This window comes from Brevibacterium sp. XM4083, assembly GCF_006489205.2.
Classification (GTDB): domain Bacteria; phylum Actinomycetota; class Actinomycetes; order Actinomycetales; family Brevibacteriaceae; genus Brevibacterium.
In genome coordinates, this window is the sequence record NZ_VFYR02000002.1 from 426,259 (window position 1) to 443,143 (window position 16,885).

Annotated in this window: 17 protein-coding genes and 1 pseudogene; 7 read left to right on the forward strand and 11 right to left on the reverse strand. The window is 63.8% G+C overall.

Features of this window, described 5'->3' with window-relative positions; genetic code table 11:
- The first annotated feature begins 201 nt into the window (after positions 1–201).
- On the forward strand, positions 202–699 hold the full coding sequence (locus tag FJ887_RS07755; RefSeq protein WP_140954975.1) for a hypothetical protein: 498 nt from the start codon (positions 202–204) through the stop codon (positions 697–699).
- A 21-nt stretch (positions 700–720) separates the two neighbouring features.
- Here FJ887_RS07755 and FJ887_RS07760 read toward each other — a convergent pair.
- Positions 721–1,140, reverse strand: a pseudogene (locus tag FJ887_RS07760) (TrmH family RNA methyltransferase); the annotation flags it as partial.
- Positions 1,141–1,245: 105 nt separating this feature from the next.
- On the opposite strand from FJ887_RS07760, the gene FJ887_RS07765 reads away from it, so the two are divergent.
- Positions 1,246–1,764 carry a hypothetical protein gene (locus tag FJ887_RS07765; protein WP_250786200.1) on the forward strand — a complete coding sequence of 173 codons (519 nt, stop codon included), beginning with the start codon at positions 1,246–1,248 and terminating at the stop codon, positions 1,762–1,764.
- Positions 1,765–1,869: 105 nt separating this feature from the next.
- Here the strand turns inward: FJ887_RS07765 and FJ887_RS07770 are convergent, their stop codons facing one another.
- The 7 genes from FJ887_RS07770 to FJ887_RS07800 all read right to left on the reverse strand — a co-directional run bounded on the left by FJ887_RS07770 (position 1,870) and on the right by FJ887_RS07800 (position 11,601).
- On the reverse strand, positions 1,870–5,004 hold the full coding sequence (locus FJ887_RS07770; RefSeq protein WP_140954974.1) for a type I restriction endonuclease subunit R: 3,135 nt from the start codon (positions 5,002–5,004) through the stop codon (positions 1,870–1,872).
- Positions 5,001–6,038 (reverse strand): AAA family ATPase, encoded by a 1,038-nt coding sequence (locus FJ887_RS07775; protein ID WP_140954973.1) that lies wholly within the window; start codon positions 6,036–6,038, stop codon positions 5,001–5,003. Before FJ887_RS07775 ends, FJ887_RS07770 begins: the two co-directional genes overlap by 4 nt.
- Before the next feature lie 30 nt (positions 6,039–6,068).
- Positions 6,069–7,280, reverse strand: coding sequence for a restriction endonuclease subunit S (locus tag FJ887_RS07780; RefSeq protein ID WP_140954972.1), 1,212 nt, complete (start codon positions 7,278–7,280; stop codon positions 6,069–6,071).
- A complete protein-coding gene (locus FJ887_RS07785) occupies positions 7,277–8,845 on the reverse strand; it encodes a type I restriction-modification system subunit M (protein ID WP_140954971.1) in 1,569 nt (522 codons plus the stop codon). Before FJ887_RS07785 ends, FJ887_RS07780 begins: the two co-directional genes overlap by 4 nt.
- A 93-nt stretch (positions 8,846–8,938) precedes the next feature.
- The gene (locus tag FJ887_RS07790) at positions 8,939–9,955 is read right to left on the reverse strand and encodes a TrmH family RNA methyltransferase (protein ID WP_140954970.1); all 1,017 of its coding nucleotides are present in this window, start codon (positions 9,953–9,955) and stop codon (positions 8,939–8,941) included.
- 26 nt (positions 9,956–9,981) lie between these two features.
- A complete protein-coding gene (locus tag FJ887_RS07795) occupies positions 9,982–10,800 on the reverse strand; it encodes a sulfite exporter TauE/SafE family protein (RefSeq protein WP_140954969.1) in 819 nt (272 codons plus the stop codon).
- A 15-nt stretch (positions 10,801–10,815) separates the two neighbouring features.
- Positions 10,816–11,601, reverse strand: a complete 786-nt coding sequence (locus FJ887_RS07800) for an ABC transporter ATP-binding protein (protein WP_140954968.1) — start codon at positions 11,599–11,601, stop codon at positions 10,816–10,818.
- Positions 11,602–11,644: 43 nt separating this feature from the next.
- On the opposite strand from FJ887_RS07800, the gene FJ887_RS07805 reads away from it, so the two are divergent.
- The gene (locus FJ887_RS07805) at positions 11,645–12,379 is read left to right on the forward strand and encodes a hypothetical protein (RefSeq protein ID WP_137824036.1); all 735 of its coding nucleotides are present in this window, start codon (positions 11,645–11,647) and stop codon (positions 12,377–12,379) included.
- Positions 12,376–13,035, forward strand: coding sequence for a phosphoserine phosphatase SerB (gene serB, locus FJ887_RS07810; protein ID WP_137824035.1), 660 nt, complete (start codon positions 12,376–12,378; stop codon positions 13,033–13,035). Before FJ887_RS07805 ends, serB begins: the two co-directional genes overlap by 4 nt.
- Here the strand turns inward: serB and FJ887_RS07815 are convergent.
- The 3 genes from FJ887_RS07815 to FJ887_RS07825 form a co-directional block, all read right to left on the reverse strand.
- A complete protein-coding gene (locus FJ887_RS07815; protein WP_137824034.1) occupies positions 13,013–13,501 on the reverse strand; it encodes a SixA phosphatase family protein in 489 nt (162 codons plus the stop codon). The genes serB and FJ887_RS07815 overlap by 23 nt on opposite strands.
- Positions 13,502–13,505: 4 nt before the next feature.
- On the reverse strand, positions 13,506–14,264 hold the full coding sequence (gene fabI / locus FJ887_RS07820; protein WP_137824033.1) for an enoyl-ACP reductase FabI: 759 nt from the start codon (positions 14,262–14,264) through the stop codon (positions 13,506–13,508).
- Positions 14,265–14,341: 77 nt separating this feature from the next.
- Entirely contained in the window at positions 14,342–15,052 is a 711-nt protein-coding gene (locus FJ887_RS07825) for a beta-ketoacyl-ACP reductase (protein WP_137824032.1), read from the reverse strand.
- A 119-nt stretch (positions 15,053–15,171) separates the two neighbouring features.
- Here FJ887_RS07825 and FJ887_RS07830 point away from each other — a divergent pair, with 119 nt between their 5' ends.
- Genes FJ887_RS07830 through FJ887_RS07840 form a run of 3 tightly spaced genes read left to right on the forward strand, consistent with a single transcriptional unit; the run spans position 15,172 to position 16,849 of the window.
- Positions 15,172–15,744, forward strand: coding sequence for a DUF3099 domain-containing protein (locus FJ887_RS07830; RefSeq protein WP_137824031.1), 573 nt, complete (start codon positions 15,172–15,174; stop codon positions 15,742–15,744).
- A complete protein-coding gene (locus FJ887_RS07835; RefSeq protein ID WP_137824030.1) occupies positions 15,741–15,953 on the forward strand; it encodes a hypothetical protein in 213 nt (70 codons plus the stop codon). Before FJ887_RS07830 ends, FJ887_RS07835 begins: the two co-directional genes overlap by 4 nt.
- On the forward strand, positions 15,953–16,849 hold the full coding sequence (locus FJ887_RS07840) for an SURF1 family cytochrome oxidase biogenesis protein (RefSeq protein WP_137824029.1): 897 nt from the start codon (positions 15,953–15,955) through the stop codon (positions 16,847–16,849). The genes FJ887_RS07835 and FJ887_RS07840 overlap by 1 nt, the downstream gene beginning before the upstream one ends.
- Positions 16,850–16,885 lie beyond the last annotated feature (36 nt).

Genomic DNA, 16,885 nt, shown 5'->3' on the forward strand with positions numbered 1-16,885 from the left:
AACGGCTCCCACAACTCTATACAGTCCCGCGACCGCGCGGCCCCCGCACGCCCGTGAGGACGGGGGCGGCGACCGGTGTTCCCGAGGTGTTCACGCGGAGGTCATATCACCTCAGCGCTGAAGTCGGCCATCGGGACTGCTCGCCGAGGCGGACCACCGCGGGACCTCCCCAACCAGTCGGAGAGCGCGTACCCTGGTGGCATGAGCTCAGCGATGCGCGTCATCAGTGATCCGGCCGCCTGGCTCGAGCGCGCCTTCGCCGCTCCCGACGAGGACGTCATCCTCGTCAGCCCTCACCTCGCCCACAGCTTCGGTGAGCGCATCGCCGAGGCGGCCGCCGACTCCCCGCGGACGTGGGCGGTGGTGACGACGATCGATCCCGTGGCCGTCGCCGGCGGTTATCTCTCGGTCGACGGTCTCCAGCGCCTCCTCGACACCGGAGTCCAGATCCAGCATGTCGACCGCCTGCGCACGCACTGCTTCTTCGTCGGCCGTCGCGCCCTGCTCGGGTCGCCGAACCTCGGTGTCGCGGCCCCCGGGGCTGCCTACCTCGATGAGGACGAGCCCCAGTCCGGTGAGCTCGCCGTCGAACTCACCGACGACGACCTCGCCGCAGCGTGGCGGGAGATCGCGGCACTGCGCTCCGTCATCGTCGATGCCCGCGACCTCAACTGGTTGCGGCAGCAGGCCGGTCGCTGAGCGCGAGGCACGCCCGCTGACTCACCGACCCTGCAGGGCGAAGCACGTGACCGCCGAGGCGGCGGCGACGTTGAGGGAGTCGACTCCCCCGCTCATCGGGATCATCACCTTCGAATCGGCCGCGGCGATCGTCGCCCTCGCCAGTCCGTCGCCCTCGGTGCCGAAGACGACGGCGGTGCGCTCCGGGGCGGTGGCCGCGAACTCCTGGATCGAGACCGAGTCCTCGTCGAGGGCGAGAGCGGCGACGTGGAACCCGAGCTCCCGCAGGGTCGCAGCCCCACCCGGCCAGGGGTCGATGCGCGTCCACGGGACCTGGAACACCGTGCCCATCGACACCCGGATCGACCTCCGATAGAGGGGGTCGGCGCACCGCGGCGTGACGAGCACGGCGTCGACGCCGAAGGCCGCCGCCGAGCGGAAGATCGCGCCGACGTTGAAATGGTGCCCAACTACGTTCCACTGCGGGGCAACCGCGCCTGACCAGGTGCAACGGCATAAGCGCGTATCGCATAAGAATATTGATAGATCGTTCCGATAGGAACGACTATGGCTTTTGAATCGCAGCGCGAAGGCTGTCAAAGCGCCGAATTGCCCCGAGATGGCGACAGTTCCGGCACTCGTGCAGGTTGTGTGCTGACAGGGGATGCGGGTGGCACCGAGATGTACATTGGAACGTCGGACGAGCCGCGCGAGGTTCTGGTTTCGTCGACCTGTGCCACACGGCACGATCGCCGAGCGACCGAGGACGAAGTGGCATTGAAGATCAGCAGCCCGTTCAACACGAGCGCTTCCAATGTCGGCAATGCCGCGATGCAGGCGGCCAACGTCCCCTGGGACACTCCCGTGGAGATGCAGCTGGGTGCCGACGGGTCGGGTGAGATCGGAGCGTACGTCGAAGTCAGCGACCCACGCGGATTCGGCACACGGATCCCGATCGACGAGGGGCGACTGTCCGATTGTCGGCACGAGAAAGGTGGTCCGGCTGGGATCGCGCTGTGCCAGCGACTCGTCGACGACCTGGCTGCGCAGATCAGGACAGCCGTGAAGGAAGCGGTGCGCGGGTGAATGGCCGGGTCGAGATGCTCGATTACGCCGCGCCTTTGGTGCTTGGCTGGATGCGCAGATTGAGTCAAGCAAGCGGCTGCACCGCCATCACTCTTCGTACTGGCCTCAGTCCCCAGGCTCTCCATCTCCTGTGGTAAGCCCCCGGAACCGCTCAAAGAATCTAGAGAGCGCTTCGATGACCCGCTTCTTTTTGTCGCCGTGGTTTGTCTCGCGGTTGAACCGTGACACGGGTGGCAGTATGTGGATGATCTCGATACCCGTCGTGCGCAGCTGACCGTCACGGAATGCCGCCTCGATGAAAGCTTGCGTCGATTCTGGTTTGAGTCCCTCCGCGTCGATGATCGCCTGGATCTCGGCATCACGTTTGGCTGCGACAAACGCTTCCCATTGCCTGTCGATGCCGCCAAGCTGCGAGACTGACTCAACGAAGTCCTCGACGAGGTCGCGCTTGCTGCGCAGACTCGGGCTCGCGTCTACGGCACGTGTAATCTCGGCACGGATTTCTTTGTCGTTGCCGTCGCCCTTCTCGGTGCGGAGCTTCTCCACGAGCATGAGGATGTAGTCGACGTTGATCTCGACCTGCTTGACGAGCTCGATCTCGAACACAACGTCGTCGTTGATGACTTCCCTGTCGCCGTCGCGATCGCGGGTGTACTCATCGCGGAGGCGCAGGTAGATGCTGGTGTAGTCCTGACGCTGCCGCTCGGTGAGTGGGTCGTTGCCCTCGAAATCGTCGAACGACGTGAGGATATTCCGGAACCGCAGGATCGCGCCGAACAGCTGGATGAAGTCCTTCTGCGCTTGCTCCCCCACGTTCTGCTGCCAGATCGGGAAACGCGTGAGCAGCTCGGTCACCTTGTCGACGTACTCGCCGTAGTAGTCGCCGTACGGTTTCAGCAACACGACGCCGCGCGCGTCCTTGTTACCGAACAGCTCCAGCGCTGCGTTCGTTTCTTCTTCGAGGTCGCGGAAGGCGACGATGTTTCCGTAGGTCTTCACGGAGTTGAGGATGCGGTTCGTGCGCGAATACGCCTGGATCAGGCCGTGCGCGCGCAGGTTCTTGTCGACGAACAGCGTATTCAGTGTCGTCGCGTCGAACCCGGTGAGGAACATGTTCACCACGATGACCAAGTCGATCTCGCGGTTCTTCATCCGCTGCGACAGATCCTTGTAGTAGTTCTGGAACCGATCCGCGCTCGTGTCGTAGCTCGTCCCGAACATGTCGTTGTAGTCCTGAATCGCGTCTTCCAAGAACGAGCGCGCGTCAAGGTCGAGCGCATCGGTGTCGAACGCTTCATCATCGAGGATGCCGTCCGCCTCGGCCTCGTTCGCGCCGTAGCTGAAGATCAGCCCAATCTTCAGGCGCTTGTCCGGTGGAAGCTCCGCCATCTGCATCTGGAATTGGTTGTAGTAACGGCGCGCGGCATCGATCGACGCAGTCGCGAACAACGCGTTAAATCCGCGGACTCGCTTCCGCTCCTTGAGTGCCTCCGCCTGGCGCCGACCCCGCACCGAGTCGGCGACGTTCGTCACGACTCCATGCTCGTAGCTCGATGAGCGCTTCGTCTTCTGATCGAAGTGCTCCAGGGTGTACGCCACAACGTCCCGGATCCGACGCACGTCCAGGAGAGCTCGCTCGCGGTCGATCGCAGAGACCTGCGAGTCGTCGGGGTTCCCGACCTTGATGGTGTTGATGTAGTCGATCCGGAACGGCAGCACGTTCTTGTCTGTAATGGCGTCGACGATCGTGTACGTGTGCAGCTTGTCGCCGAAAGCCTGCTCAGTCGTGCGCAGCTGAGGATTTCCACCGCTACCGGCGTTCGCGGCGAAAATAGGCGTGCCGGTGAATCCGAACAGGTTGTACCGTTTGAACGCGCGCGTAATGTCGGTATGCATGTCGCCGAACTGCGAACGGTGGCACTCATCGAAGATGATCACCGCGTGGCCCGAGAACACCTCGTGGCCCTTGTTCGCCTTGATGAACATCGACAGCTTCTGGATCGTCGTGATGATGATCCGCGCACCGGAGTCCTCAAGCTGCTTCTTCAGTACCGCCGTCGACGTGTTTGAGTTCGCCGCGCCCTTCTCGAAACGGTCGTACTCACGCATCGTCTGGTAGTCGAGGTCCTTGCGGTCCACGACGAATAGCACCTTGTCCACACTCCGCATCTTCGATGCGAGCTGCGCTGCCTTGAACGAGGTAAGTGTCTTGCCCGACCCGGTCGTGTGCCAGATGTACCCTCCGGCATCGACGGTACCGAGTGACTTGTAGTTCGTAGAGATCTGGATCTTCTGCAGGATCCGCTCAGTCGCGACGATCTGGTACGGCCGCATCACGAGCAAGTCGCGATCCGCGGTGAGCACGCAGTACTTCGCTAGAATGTTCAACAGCGCGTGTTTTGCGAAGAACGTCTTCACGAACGCCGTCAGTTCAGTGATTGGCCTGTTATTCGCGTCAGCCCACCAGCTGGTGAACTCGAACGAGTTGCTCGACTTCTTCCCCTTGCCCGCACCACTCGCCTTCTTCTGCTCGGCCAGGTGCCTGCTGCGAGTGCTGTTGGAGTAGTACTTCGTGAGCGTGCCGTTGCTGATGACGAACAGCTGAACATATTCGAACAAACCCGAGCCCGCCCAGAAGCTATCTCGTTGGTAGCGGTTGATCTGGTTGAACGCTTCCCGGATGTCCACGCCGCGCCGTTTCAGCTCGATGTGCACCATCGGCAAACCGTTGACGAGCACGGTCACGTCATACCGGTTCGCGTACTTCGCACCACCCTCTCCGGTGTCACCCCCGCCGCGCCCGATCTCATACTGGTTGATGACCTGCAGCTGGTTGATGTGAATGTTCGACTTGTCGATCAGCGCGATGTTTTTTGTCGTTCCGTCGTCGCGCTTGAGGATCTGGACGTGATCCGCCTGGACGCGGACTGTCTTTTCGACGATGCCGTCGTTAGCACCCGCAATCTTCGTCTTAAAGAACTGCTCCCACTCGGCATTCGAGAAGGTCATCTTATTGATCTTCTCAAGCTGCACTCGCAGGTTCGCGACCAGGTCTGCCTCCGATGTGATCGGCAGGTAGTCGTACGCCTGCCCCTCGAGTAAGCGGATCATCTCGCGCTCGAGCGCGGACTCCGACTGATACGCATCAGCCTGCGACGGATTATGAACATACTCAGCGACGACCGTGCTCTCCGAAGAGATCGCGATCGGGTCGAACTTCCGTGCCGCTGACTCGCTCATGAGGCAGCCGCCCATCTGAAGGTCTTCAGAAACTCCTGAAACTCGCTCCTAAAAGCTTCCCTGAACTCTTCGGCCACGTCGAAGGTGTCGATATCAGCGAATCGGTCGTGACTGTACAGATTGAGAACCTTAGTCACCAAGGCGGCGTCTGGCCCGACAAGGAGGTCACCCCAACCACCTGTGTGGCCGAGGAAGTTGGCCGTCTTCTCGAGCAGTGCTCGGAACTGGTTGAAATGGGCTCGCTCAATCGCATTCGCGGAAATGGCTTCTTGAATATCTTTAATAATCCCGAGGTGGTAGCTGAAAGGCGAGTCCTTTGATTGCCTTGCAAGCGTCCACCCGGCAATGGGATCTATCGCGAGAATATACGCTCGGTCAGTCTTCCGCCGGAGCGAGTTGAACAGAACATTAAAGAAGAGAGCGTGGTGTGTGGCGATCACAAACTTCAAGTCAAGCTCTGATGCTCGCTTGATAAGCGCTGCTAATGCGAGAGCGACCGAAACGATACGCACGTCGTCCATTGAAGACACGGGATCGTCTATAACTGCATGCGTAAGCCTGTCATAGTCAACCGTTGAACGAAGATCGGGGCTATCACTAAGTGCCTCAATCGCTTCATTTAGTACCGAATAATACACACTCCAAACAAATATGCTCTCCTCAGCTCGCGATATTTTGATGCCGTCCGCCGAGTTATCGTCTCCCCTATGTACTCCAAAGCTCACCTCGCCATTCTCGAAGTCGATTCTTGGTTCGATTTTGCCGTTTGTGAAGGCTTTGAAAGTATCGATAATAGCACTGTCGAGACCTTGCGTCACGATAGTTTCAAATAGCTCTGCCTCTGGGTTCATCTTGAATACGACACGCTCGTTATCCCAGCTGAATACGTCCTCGACAAAGGAGTTGTAGACGACTACACCCTCTGGATTGTGCTCCTTGAGGCACTGCGCCAGCCGAGTCTTGCCGACCGTATTCGGTGCGTAAATAAGAGCGGTACGAGAATCGGCAAGGCCCTGTAGTACCTCCTCAGCCAAGCTCGCGACCGTCTCATGAAATCTATTCACCTAGACAGCCCCCTTGAACGTCAGCAGGCGGTCGCGGTAGTACTCGTACTGCTTGCGACGCGCGTCGAGTTCAGCCGGGAGACCAATGCTGATGTCGTTGACGAGCGCGTCGAACCTGTCGAGCGACCGGACGATTGATGCTTGTTCCTCCAGCGATGGCACAGGGATTTCGATCGCCCCAAGACCCGTGGCCGACAGTCGCTTTACCTTTGCACGCGACACGTGGCGCTCCTTCTGCCGATGAAAATCAGCCGTCTGCACCGCATATGCCACATACTTCGGGTCGAGGTCGGAGCTGAAAACGAACGTGTCGTCGTGCGTGGCGATCGGCTCTTCACCTAACCACGCCACGGCCTTCCCCACGTCCGCGACCGTCTCGCCGACGCCGGCGAACACAACACTCCCGGGTTGCGCGAACCGAAGCTCATCCCTTAGATCAGCTCGAATATGCCGGACGGCCCTCGTGGCTGACGTCCCGTAAACAGTGTAGATCTCTCCGTAGTGGAGGCTGGGAATACCCGCCTCAACGACGTCACTCTTGGTGAACCGGCGACCACGAACGAACGTGCCAAGATCGGCAAGCCTCTTCCTTCGATACCCGTGGCCGCGCACGAGCTCGTCGCGGTAGTGCTCGTACTGGTCGCGCCGGGCTTCCAGCTCCGCTTCCAGCTCCACTTCCAGCTCCGCTTCCAGCTGCGTGAACTTATCCAATACTCGCACGATCTCGCGCTGCACCTCGAGAGGCGGCACGGGGACCCGAATTCGCATGAGTGTCTGATTCGTGATCCCCTTGACAATCGTCCCGTTCCCGACAATATGAAGTGTTTTGAAGTAGTACGTCAGGAAGTATGGGTCGAGTTCAACATTCAGAAGAAGCCCACGTATGTCCTGGTTGATTGCGATAGGTTGCTCGACAACACGCATTGCTCCGGGAGCGATCTTCACGGCAACAACAACCCAGCCCGCAGCGACAAGATTGCTGGAACTTGCCTGAAGCCCTTCTCCAGTGATTGTCTGCCGGGTGCCGCGAATCTTCAACATTGTCGCGGTGATGTCACCGACTGAAGCCCAATACACGCCTCCGTTCCAGTACTCAAGTTTCGAACGCGACGGTGTACCTCCGCCTACGTTCCGCGTCACACAGTCGCCAAGCTCTTTGAACTCCACTCCGCGTGGGCACAGGTCTTGAATCAGTTCGTCGATGCGGCTCACTTAGAACCCTCCAGATCCGCCACGATCTCGTCGATCGCCGTGCGGAGCTCTGCCTGGCGCGCCACGATGCGCGCGATCTCGGCATTCAGCTCGACGATGTCGACTTCCTCGCGGGTGTCCTCGGCCTGGACGTAGGACGAAACGGCGATGTTGTAATCGTTCGAGGCGATGTCCTCGTTGCTGACGACGGTGGTGAAGTAGTTCTCGGGCTCGCGCGTCGTGAACGCCTCGAGGATCCTCGCCTGGTGCTCCGCAAGCAGCTTGTTCTTGTTGCCGACACGCTTGAATTCGGCCGACGCGTCGATGAACAGCACGTCGCTGGTCTTCTTCGATTTCTTCAACACTAGGATGCAGGTTGCGATTGTCGTGCCGAAGAACAGGTCCGGTGGCAGCTGGATCACGGCGTCGACGTAGTTGTTATCGACGAGGTACTGCCGGATCTTCTTTTCCGCACCACCTCGGTAAAGCACACCTGGGAATTCGACGATCGCGGCCGTACCATTGATGGCCAACCAGCTAAGCATGTGCATTGTGAAGGCGAGATCGGCCTTCGACTTCGGTGCCAGCACGCCAGCCGGAGCAAACCGCTCGTCGTTGATCAGGAGAGGGTTGGCGTCGCCCTCCCACTTGATCGAGTACGGAGGGTTGGAGACGATTGCCTCAAACGGCTCGTCGTCCCAGTGCTGTGGGTCAATCAGGGTGTCGCCGTGGGCGAGGTTGAAGTCGGCATAGTTAACGTCGTGCAGGAACATGTTGATCCGCGCGAGGTTGTAAGTCGTCAGGTTGATCTCCTGACCGTAGAACCCCTGACGGACGTTGTTCTTGCCGAGCACCTTGTCGAACTTCAAAAGAAGAGACCCCGAGCCGACCGCCGGGTCGTAGACCTTGTTGACATGCTTCTTGCCGACCACCGTGATTCGCGCCAGGAGCTCGGACACCTCCTGCGGCGTGTAGTACTCACCACCTGACTTACCGGCATTGGCCGCATACATTTGCATCAGATACTCGTAGGCGTCACCAAACAAGTCAATCGAATTGTCCTCCCACCGCCCCAGGGGAAGGTCACCGATCTCGTCGAGTAGCTTCACCAGCTTCTGGTTGCGCTTCGCGACCGTCGAACCGAGCTTGTTGCTGTTGACGTCCAGATCGTCGAACAGACCCTTGATGTCGTCCTCGCTGTCCGTGCCCAACGCCGACGCCTCGAAGTTCTTGAAGACCCGCTCGAGCGTCTCGTTCAGGTTCTCGTCGTCCGCGGCACGTTCACGGACGTTGGCGAACAGGTCGGACGGCAGGATGAAGAAGCCCTTCTCAGCCACCACCTCGTTGCGCGCGAAGTCCGCCTGCGAGTCTGCCATCTGCGTGTAGTCGAACGACGCGTCACCGGCCTCATGCTCACCGTGATTGATGTAGGCCGTGAGGTTCTCGGAGACGAACCGGTAGAAGAGCATCCCCAGCACGTAAGACTTGAAATCCCACCCGTCAACACTGCCCCGAAGGTCATTTGCGATGCGCCAAATCATCTTGTGCAACTCGGCTCGCTGCGCCTCTTTGGTGCTCGGTGCCATAGGTCTAACTCCTCCGCGCCACTGCGCAATTACGGTACTGGGTGGTTTACATCTCAGGCTATCGCGCACCACTGACATCGGGTCGAGTCGACATCACTTAGTTGCGTAAAAAGCCACAGCTGCTGCTGCGGTCACGTTCAACGAGTCGACGCCGCCCATCATCGGTATCGTCACACGGCGATCCAGTAGAGCATTAGTTTCCCTCGTAATCCCGTGGCCCTCAGTCCCGAACACAAGAGCAAGCTTCTCGTGGTCTTCGGCCACCAGATCATCAAGTGTGATCGCGCCCTCCCCCAGCGTCAGGCCAGCCACGACGTAGCCAGCCTCCTTGAGGTCCGCGATGCCCTTCTCCCAATCAGGGATCCGGGTCCACGGCACTTGGAAGACCGTCCCCATCGAAACCCGTACCGACCGCCGGTATAGGGGGTCAGCGCAAGTCGGCGACACCAGCACAGCATCGAGGCCCAGAGCCGCAGCATTGCGGAAGGCACTGCCCACGTTGGTATGGTCCACTAGGCCTTCCAGGACCGCTACCCTACTGCGTCCGCTCGGCGCGGCGACAGGTTCCGGATGGAGTAGTTTAGGATCAGACACGTTCGTATGGTCGACAACGTCCTCGATGACGACGACCCGGCGGGCTTCGGCGAGCAGATCGGTGAGTGGGGGCAGGACCGGGCGCTCCATCGCCGCGAGTGCCCCGCGGTGGAGGTGGAAGCCGGTGAGCGCCTCGACGGCGTCGTCGGTGCCGATGTGGATCGGGGCGTCATTTCCGGCGATGAGGTCGGCGAGATCGAAGAGCCACTTCGGGCTCGTCAGATACGACCGCGGTGCCATGCCTGCGGCATGGGCACGGCGGATGATCTTCGAGGATTCGGCGATGAAGAGTCCCTCGGCCGGTTCGCGGACACTGCGCAGGGCGACGTCGGTGAGGTTCGTGTAATCGGCCAGCGCCGCGCCGGCCTCAGCACCAGCGCCCCCGGCCGCACCCGCGTCTGCCCCGCCGACCTCGGCGGTGTCGAAGAAGTGCAGGCGGCCGGTGGCGATCCCGAGTTCGGCAGCCCGTGCGATGATCTGCTCCCGGGTCAGCGGAGCCTTCGCCGGAGTGTTCACTGCCTGTCCCCCCATCTCGGCGCCGCTCACAGCGTGAGGATCCGCACGATCGCGACGATGCCGAGGACGACGATGACCGCCCGCAGCAGACCCGGGGAGAACTTCCGTCCCACCCGGGCCCCGATGTAGCCGCCGATGAGCGAGCCGACGGCCACGCAGACGACTGCCGTCCAGTTGATCCGGTCGTGACCGACGATGATGTACGTCGTCGCCGAGACGGTGTTGACGACGAGGACGAGGACGTTCTTCAGCCCGTTGAGCCGCTGCAGGTCGTCGGTGAGGATGAGCCCGAGCAGGGCGACGAGGATGATCCCCTGCGCCGCGGCGAAGTATCCGCCGTAGATCGCGGTGAGGAAGATGATGATGAGCGCGACCGTGTACTTCGCCGGTCCCAGCCCCGCCCCCGAGCCGTCGAGCGCAGAGGGGGCAACGACCGCCTCGGTGGCCTCCCGCCGCAGCGCCCGCTCCTTGAGGTACCGGGAGAGGTAGGGCTGGCCGACGACCATGACGACGGCGAGGACGAGGAGGATCGGCACGATCGTCTCGAACGCGTCCTCGGGCAGGTGGAGGAGCAGATAGGCACCGAGGAGGGACCCGGCCAGGGAGGCGGGAACGAACCCGGCGAACCGCTTCCACTGCCCCTTGAGCTCCTCCCGGTACCCGAACGACGAGGCGATGTTGCCGGGGACGAGGCCCACGGCATTGCTCATCGTCGCCACGACCGGGGGCACCCCGAAGGCGACGAGGACGGGGAACGTGATGAGCGTCCCGGATCCGACGACGGCATTGATCCCCCCGGCGCCGATGCCGGCGAGGATGATGAGTGCGATCTGCCAGATCTCCACGCTGTCAGCCGCGGTTCACGACTGGGAGCGCGCGTGGAAGCGATCGCCGTCGCGGGTGAGCTTGACGTCGAGGCCGAAGGTCTCCGAGAGGTTCTCCGCCGTGAGCGTCTCATCGAGCGGACCCGCCGCGACCGCCTTCCCACCGCCGAGGAGGAGCGCGTGGGTGATGCCCACGGGGATCTCCTCGACGTGGTGGGTGACCATGATCGTCGCCGGAGCCCACTTCGAGGAGAGGATCTCCGTGAGCGCGCTCAGCAGCTCCTCGCGACCGCCGAGGTCGAGGCCGGAGGCGGGTTCGTCGAGGAGGAGGAGTTCGGGGTCGGTCATGAGCGCACGGGCGATCTGGACGCGCTTGCGCTCACCTTCCGAGAGGGTGCCGAAGGTGCGCTCGGCGAGGTGGGTGATGTTGAAGGCCTCGAGCAGATCCTTGGCACGGTCGATGTCGGTCTCGTCGTACTGCTCGACCCAGCGACCGGTGACGCCGTAGGCGGCGGTGAGCACCGTGTCGAGGGCGGCTTCGGAGTTCGGGATGCGCCCGGCCAGGGCGGTCGAGGCGTAGCCGATGCGCGGACGCAGCTCGAAGACGTCGACCCGTCCGAGGCGCTCCTCGAGGATGCCGACCTTGCCCGACGTGGGATGCATGCGTCCTGCTGCGAGTTCGAGCAGCGTCGTCTTGCCGGCGCCGTTGGGGCCGAGGACGACCCAATGCTGGCCTTCGGAGACGGTGAGGGAGAAGTCTCGGAGGAGGAAGCTCTCCCCGCGGCGCACGGACACGGAATCCACAGTCAGCACATCACTCATATCACCCAACTCTATCTCAGCGGTGGATCTATTCTGGTCCGACATGGACTCACTGCTCGACTCGCTGCTGCTCACGCTCGCACTCAATCACCGCCTGTCGGGGACCCGGGCCCCCGACGAGGTCAGCACTGCCTTCCTCGACGCCGAACGTGATGTTCCTCTCATCGTCTCCGATGCCGTCCTGGAGACGCCTGGCCCGACCGGTCTCCTCCTCTTCGCCGCGGCCGCGCAGGCGGCTGGGATCACCCATGCCCGTCTCGCCCTCCACCATCCCTCCCTGCCGCACACCACCCCGCCGGTCGCGAAGGAGGACCGTGCGCGCGTCGGTCGTCACCCCGCCCCCATCGTCCTCCACCGGGGCGCCGATCAGGTGGGGATCATGCTGCTCGGCGCCGAGGCGAACGTCGAGGTCATCGCGTGCCGGGAGTCCGTCTATCGCCCCGTCACCGTCGAGACGCCCGCCGAGGCACTGCGCCGGCTGCGGCTGCTCGTCATGGAGGGTCTGTCGATCGTCGAGTCGATCGACGTGCCCGAGCAGTGGCGGACCGCGCCGTGGCGGGACTGGCAGGAAGAGCTGACGTCGACGCACCCGCTGACGACGCTCCTGCCGCTCGACGTCGATTCGCGGGCGATCTTCGCCGCCCTCGACATCCACGCGCGGATGCGCACCGTCCTCGCCCCGGCCACACTCGACCCGCCGGTCTTCGGCGAGCTGCTCTCCCGCCTCCACCCTGCCGCCGCGGACTACGTCACCGCGGTGGCTACGATGAGAGGGTGACTGACTCTCCCGCGCTCGCCGCCCCCGTCCAGCTGCTCGTCATGGACGTCGATTCGACGTTCCTCAACGAAGAGGTCATCGACCTCATCGCCGACCATGCCGGAGTCGGCGCCCAGGTCGCCGACATCACCGAACGGGCGATGGCCGGTCAGCTCGACTTCGCGGCGTCCCTGGCCGAGCGCGTGTCCCTGCTCGCCGGTCTGCCCGTCTCCGTCCTCGACGCGGTCCGGGAGCGGGTGACGCTCACCCGCGGAGCCGCCGAACTCGTCGCCGCCGTGCAGGCCGCCGGCGGAGTCGTCGCCCTCGTCTCCGGCGGCTTCACCGCCGTCATCGGCCCGATCGCTGAGACCCTCGGCATCACCGAGGTCCACGCGAACGGTCTCGAGGTCAGTGAGGGCCGGCTCACGGGACGCACGCAGGGTCCCGTCATCGACCCGGGGGCCAAGGAGCGGATCTTCACCGAACTCGTCACCCGATACGACTGCGACCCCGAGCGGACCGTGGCGATCGGTGACGGTGCCAATGACATCGGCATGATCGGCGCGGCCGGGCTCGGGGTCGCATTCTGTGCGAAGCCGGCGCTGAGAGCGGCGGCGGACGTCGTGATCGACACCCGCGATCTCGCCGAGGTGGTCAGATTCCTCGGAACGACGTGACCTCGGGGGCCGGGTAGGCTCCGGGTTCGACGTCCCACGACGGCAGGTCGAAGACCGCGAGCGACGAGGGACGGAACGACTCCGGGACTCCGGCGTCGGCGGAGAGGTGACCGACCACCTCGGCGACGGTGGGCTGGTGGCCGACGATGTACGCGCACGTCGCAGCCGCCGGGATCGACCGGATCACGTCCATCCAGTCCTCGACTCCCCCGCCGTAGAGGGACTCGTCGAGGACGAGCTCGAGGTCGCCGCCGGACACCCGGTTGACGGCCTCGACGACGGCCTGCCCGGTCTGCGTGGTGCGCCGGGCCGCCGAGGCGATGGCCACCTCGGGTGACCATCGCTCGGCGATCTCGGCCCCGGCCTCGACGGCTTGGGCCAGTCCGGTCGCGCTCAGCGAGCGCTCGAAGTCGGTCGGACCGTTCGGTTCGGCCTTCGCGTGCCGGGCGAGGATGAGGACGGGCATGGTCTCAGGCGCCGGTCGAGTGGAATCCGCCGTCGACGTGGACCATCTCGCCGGTCGTCGCGGGGAACCAGTCGGAGACGAGGGCGACGATGGCCTTGCCGGCCGGCGTCGTGTCCTTCTGGTCCCAGCCGAGCGGGGCGCGCTCGCCCCACATGTCCTCGAGCGTCCCGAAGCCGGGGATCGAGGTCGCCGCCGTCGTCTTCAGCGGTCCCGCGGAGACGAGGTTGACGCGGATGCCCTTGTCGCCGACGTACTTCGCGAGGTAGCGGGCGGTCGACTCGAAGGCGGCCTTGGCCACGCCCATCCAGTCGTAGACCGGCCAGGAGATCGTCGCGTCGAAGGTCAGGCCGACGATGCCCGCGCCCGGGTTGAGCACCGGGAGGGCGGCGACGGTGATCGCCTTGAGCGAGTACGCCGAGACCTGGATGGCGGCCTGCACCGACTCCCACGGGGTGTCGAGGAAGACGCCGCCGAGGGCGTCCTTGGGGGCGAAGGCGATCGCGTGGACGATGCCGTCGATGTTGCCCTCGAGGCGCTCGGGCAGAGCGGCGAGGTCCTCTTCGCTCGTGGCGTCGAGTTCGATGACGCGCGGGGTCACGGGCAGGCGCTCGGCGATGACCTGGGTGATCTTCATCTGGCGGCCGAAGCTCGAGAGGATGACCTCGGCTCCCTGCTCCTGGGCGATGCGGGCGGCGGCGAAGGCGATCGACGCCTCGGTGAGCACTCCGGTGACGAGGATGCGCTTTCCGTCAAGAATTCCCATGGTGGTCCTTTCTCAGTCTGTTCTCTGATGCTGGTGCAGCGTCAGGCTGCTCAGTGTCTGGGGTCAGGGGGTGGTTGTCAGTGTCCCATGCCGAGGCCGCCGTCGACGGGGATGACGGCTCCGGAGATGTAGGAGGCGTCGTCGGAGGCGACCCAGCGGACGACGCGGGCGACCTCGTCGGCCTCGGCGAAGCGCTTGGCGGGGATGGTCGCGAGGTAGTCCTTCTGCTGCTTCTCGTCGAGCTCATCGGTCATGTCGGTGCGGATGAAGCCCGGGGCGACGACGTTGGCGGTGATGCCGCGGGAACCGAGCTCGCGGGTGATCGAGCGGGCGAAGCCGACGAGACCGGCCTTCGACGCCGAGTAGTTCGCCTGGCCGGGCACGCCGTAGAGGCCGGAGACCGAGGAGATGAGGACGATGCGGCCCTTCTTCGCGCGGATCATGTTGGTGATCGCGCGCTTCACAGTGCGGTAGGCACCGGTGAGGTTCGTGTCGATGACCGCTGCGAAGTCGTCGTCGCCCATGCGCATGAGCAGGTTGTCGCGGGTGATGCCGGCGTTGGCGACGACCACCTCGACGGGTCCGAGCTTCTCCTCGACCTCGCTGAACGCGGCGTCGAGGGACGCGGAGTCGGTGACATCGGCGGCGACGGCCAGGGCGCCGTCGGGGGCATCTCCGTTGCGGGAGGTCACGGCCACCTTGTCGCCGTTGGCGAGGAACTCCTCGGCGATGGTGCGGCCGATTCCGCGGTTGCCTCCGGTGACGAGGACTACACGTGGTTCTGACACGGGACTCTCTTCTGTTGGAACGACAGTACGGAGACCAACCTACCGTGTTTGGTGCGGCCTCGACATGCTCCCACAAACGAAGCGTATGATTTTGTAGGTAGACCCGAGTGAAGAAGGTTATGGCCAAGCACCCGCAGCAGATCACCACAGCAGACACTGCGCTCGACGACGATATGAAGTCGAGGATCATCAAGTATTCGATCACCATGGGGATCCGCACACTCTGCTTCGTGGCGGCCTATTTCGCGTTCGTCGCCTCGCAGCACGTCCTCATGTGGATCTGCGTCGCCGGCGCCGTGCTCCTGCCCTATCCGGCTGTCATCTTCGCCAACGCCGGACGGGAGCGCTCCCGCGACGACCGCTCGGCGCTCATCGACTCCGCTCCCCTCGACCAGCTGCCGCCCGGCCGCGGCGAGACGATCAGCGGCGACACCCTCGGCGGAGAGCCCGGTGAGGCGACCGCGGAGGACTCCGGGACCGGGCGCGCGCCGCGAGGCGAGACGATCCCCGGCGAGACCGTCGATCCCGGGACAGGCGATGCGGGAACCGACGGGACCGACCCGGGCACCGCCTCGGCGGGTCCGTCTGCACAGCGATCCCCGCGGATGACCGAGAGCGAACACCACTTCACCGCCTCGAGCAGCGGCGAGATCGTCGAGGACGACGATGAGAGCGCGGGTGGCCGCCGGTGACCGAGGCACTGCGGTGCTCGGCCAAGGGGTGCCGAGCCGATGCGACACGGGCAATCCTGTGGAACAACCCCCGCCTGCACACGCCTGTCAGGCGCAAGGTGTGGCTCGCCTGTGACGAGCACCTCGACCAGCTGCGGGAGTTCCTCACCCTGCGCAGCTTCTATCGCACCGATGTTTCCGTCGACGAGATCCCGGAGGACGCCGGCTGATGGCCCGTTACTCATTCCTCTTCAGTGCCCGGTGGCTCAAGTACATCGCGATGACGATCATCGTCGTCATCGCGTGCGTGTTCCTCGCGCTGTGGCAGAAGGACCGCCGCGCCGAACGCCAGGCGGAGATCGACACGATCAATGCCAACTACTCGGCGGCTCCCGTCGACATCTCCGCGGTGCTCCCGTCGACCTCGGCGACGCTGCCGGAATCCGCGGAATGGACGCCGGTGTCGCTGACCGGGCGCTTCGAGACCGAGGACACGGTGCTCGCCCGCAACCGCACCGTCAACGACAAGGTCGGCTTCTACGTCGTCGTCCCGTTCACCCTGACCAGCGGAGAGACGATCGCGATCGTGCGCGGATGGGTGCCCGAATCGACCGCGGTGCCCGAGGCCCCGGCCGGTGAGCAGACGATCACCGCGCGGCTGAAGATCGCCCAGGACGGCTCCGACGATGACAATCCCGACGGCATGATCAAGGCGATCGACCCGGCCCGGATCCCCGGCATGGGCGAGGCGTACGCCAATGTCTACGCCGAGGAGGCGGCGACGGGGGCAACCCAGGCCGAGGGCCTCACTCCCCTGCCGGCGCCCGACCTCAACCCCGGCAACCACCTGTCCTACATGCTCCAGTGGTTCGCGTTCGGGATCATGATCATCATCGCCGTGTCGATCTCGGCGCGGAGGGAACGCAAGGCGAACGCCGAGGCGGTGGCCACCGCGACGACCGACACCGAGTACGTCGTCGTCGACAAGGCGGCCCTCGACGCCGGGGCCAAGGTCAGCCAGCCGGGCAGCCGGTACGGCCGCAATCGCTTCGTCAGTCCCACCGTGCGCGGACGGGACGAAGCCGAGGAGGACGAGCTCCTCGAGGAGCGCTTCCGGTCGAGGTGAGCCCCCTGCGGCTCTGCAGCTCGCTCAGGGGCTCAG

What these genes read in the sequence shown, in the direction of transcription:
- FJ887_RS07755 (WP_140954975.1), top strand. Translation starts at nt 202, where the DNA reads ATGAGCTCAGCGATGCGCGTCATCAGTGATCCGGCCGCCTGGCTCGAG.
- FJ887_RS07765 (WP_250786200.1), top strand. Translation starts at nt 1,246, where the DNA reads ATGGCTTTTGAATCGCAGCGCGAAGGCTGTCAAAGCGCCGAATTGCCC.
- FJ887_RS07770 (WP_140954974.1), bottom strand. Translation starts at nt 5,004, where the DNA reads ATGAGCGAGTCAGCGGCACGGAAGTTCGACCCGATCGCGATCTCTTCG.
- FJ887_RS07785 (WP_140954971.1), bottom strand. Translation starts at nt 8,845, where the DNA reads ATGGCACCGAGCACCAAAGAGGCGCAGCGAGCCGAGTTGCACAAGATG.
- FJ887_RS07800 (WP_140954968.1), bottom strand. Translation starts at nt 11,601, where the DNA reads ATGAGTGATGTGCTGACTGTGGATTCCGTGTCCGTGCGCCGCGGGGAG.
- FJ887_RS07805 (WP_137824036.1), top strand. Translation starts at nt 11,645, where the DNA reads ATGGACTCACTGCTCGACTCGCTGCTGCTCACGCTCGCACTCAATCAC.
- FJ887_RS07815 (WP_137824034.1), bottom strand. Translation starts at nt 13,501, where the DNA reads ATGCCCGTCCTCATCCTCGCCCGGCACGCGAAGGCCGAACCGAACGGT.
- fabI (WP_137824033.1), bottom strand. Translation starts at nt 14,264, where the DNA reads ATGGGAATTCTTGACGGAAAGCGCATCCTCGTCACCGGAGTGCTCACC.
- FJ887_RS07830 (WP_137824031.1), top strand. Translation starts at nt 15,172, where the DNA reads ATGGCCAAGCACCCGCAGCAGATCACCACAGCAGACACTGCGCTCGAC.
- FJ887_RS07840 (WP_137824029.1), top strand. Translation starts at nt 15,953, where the DNA reads ATGGCCCGTTACTCATTCCTCTTCAGTGCCCGGTGGCTCAAGTACATC.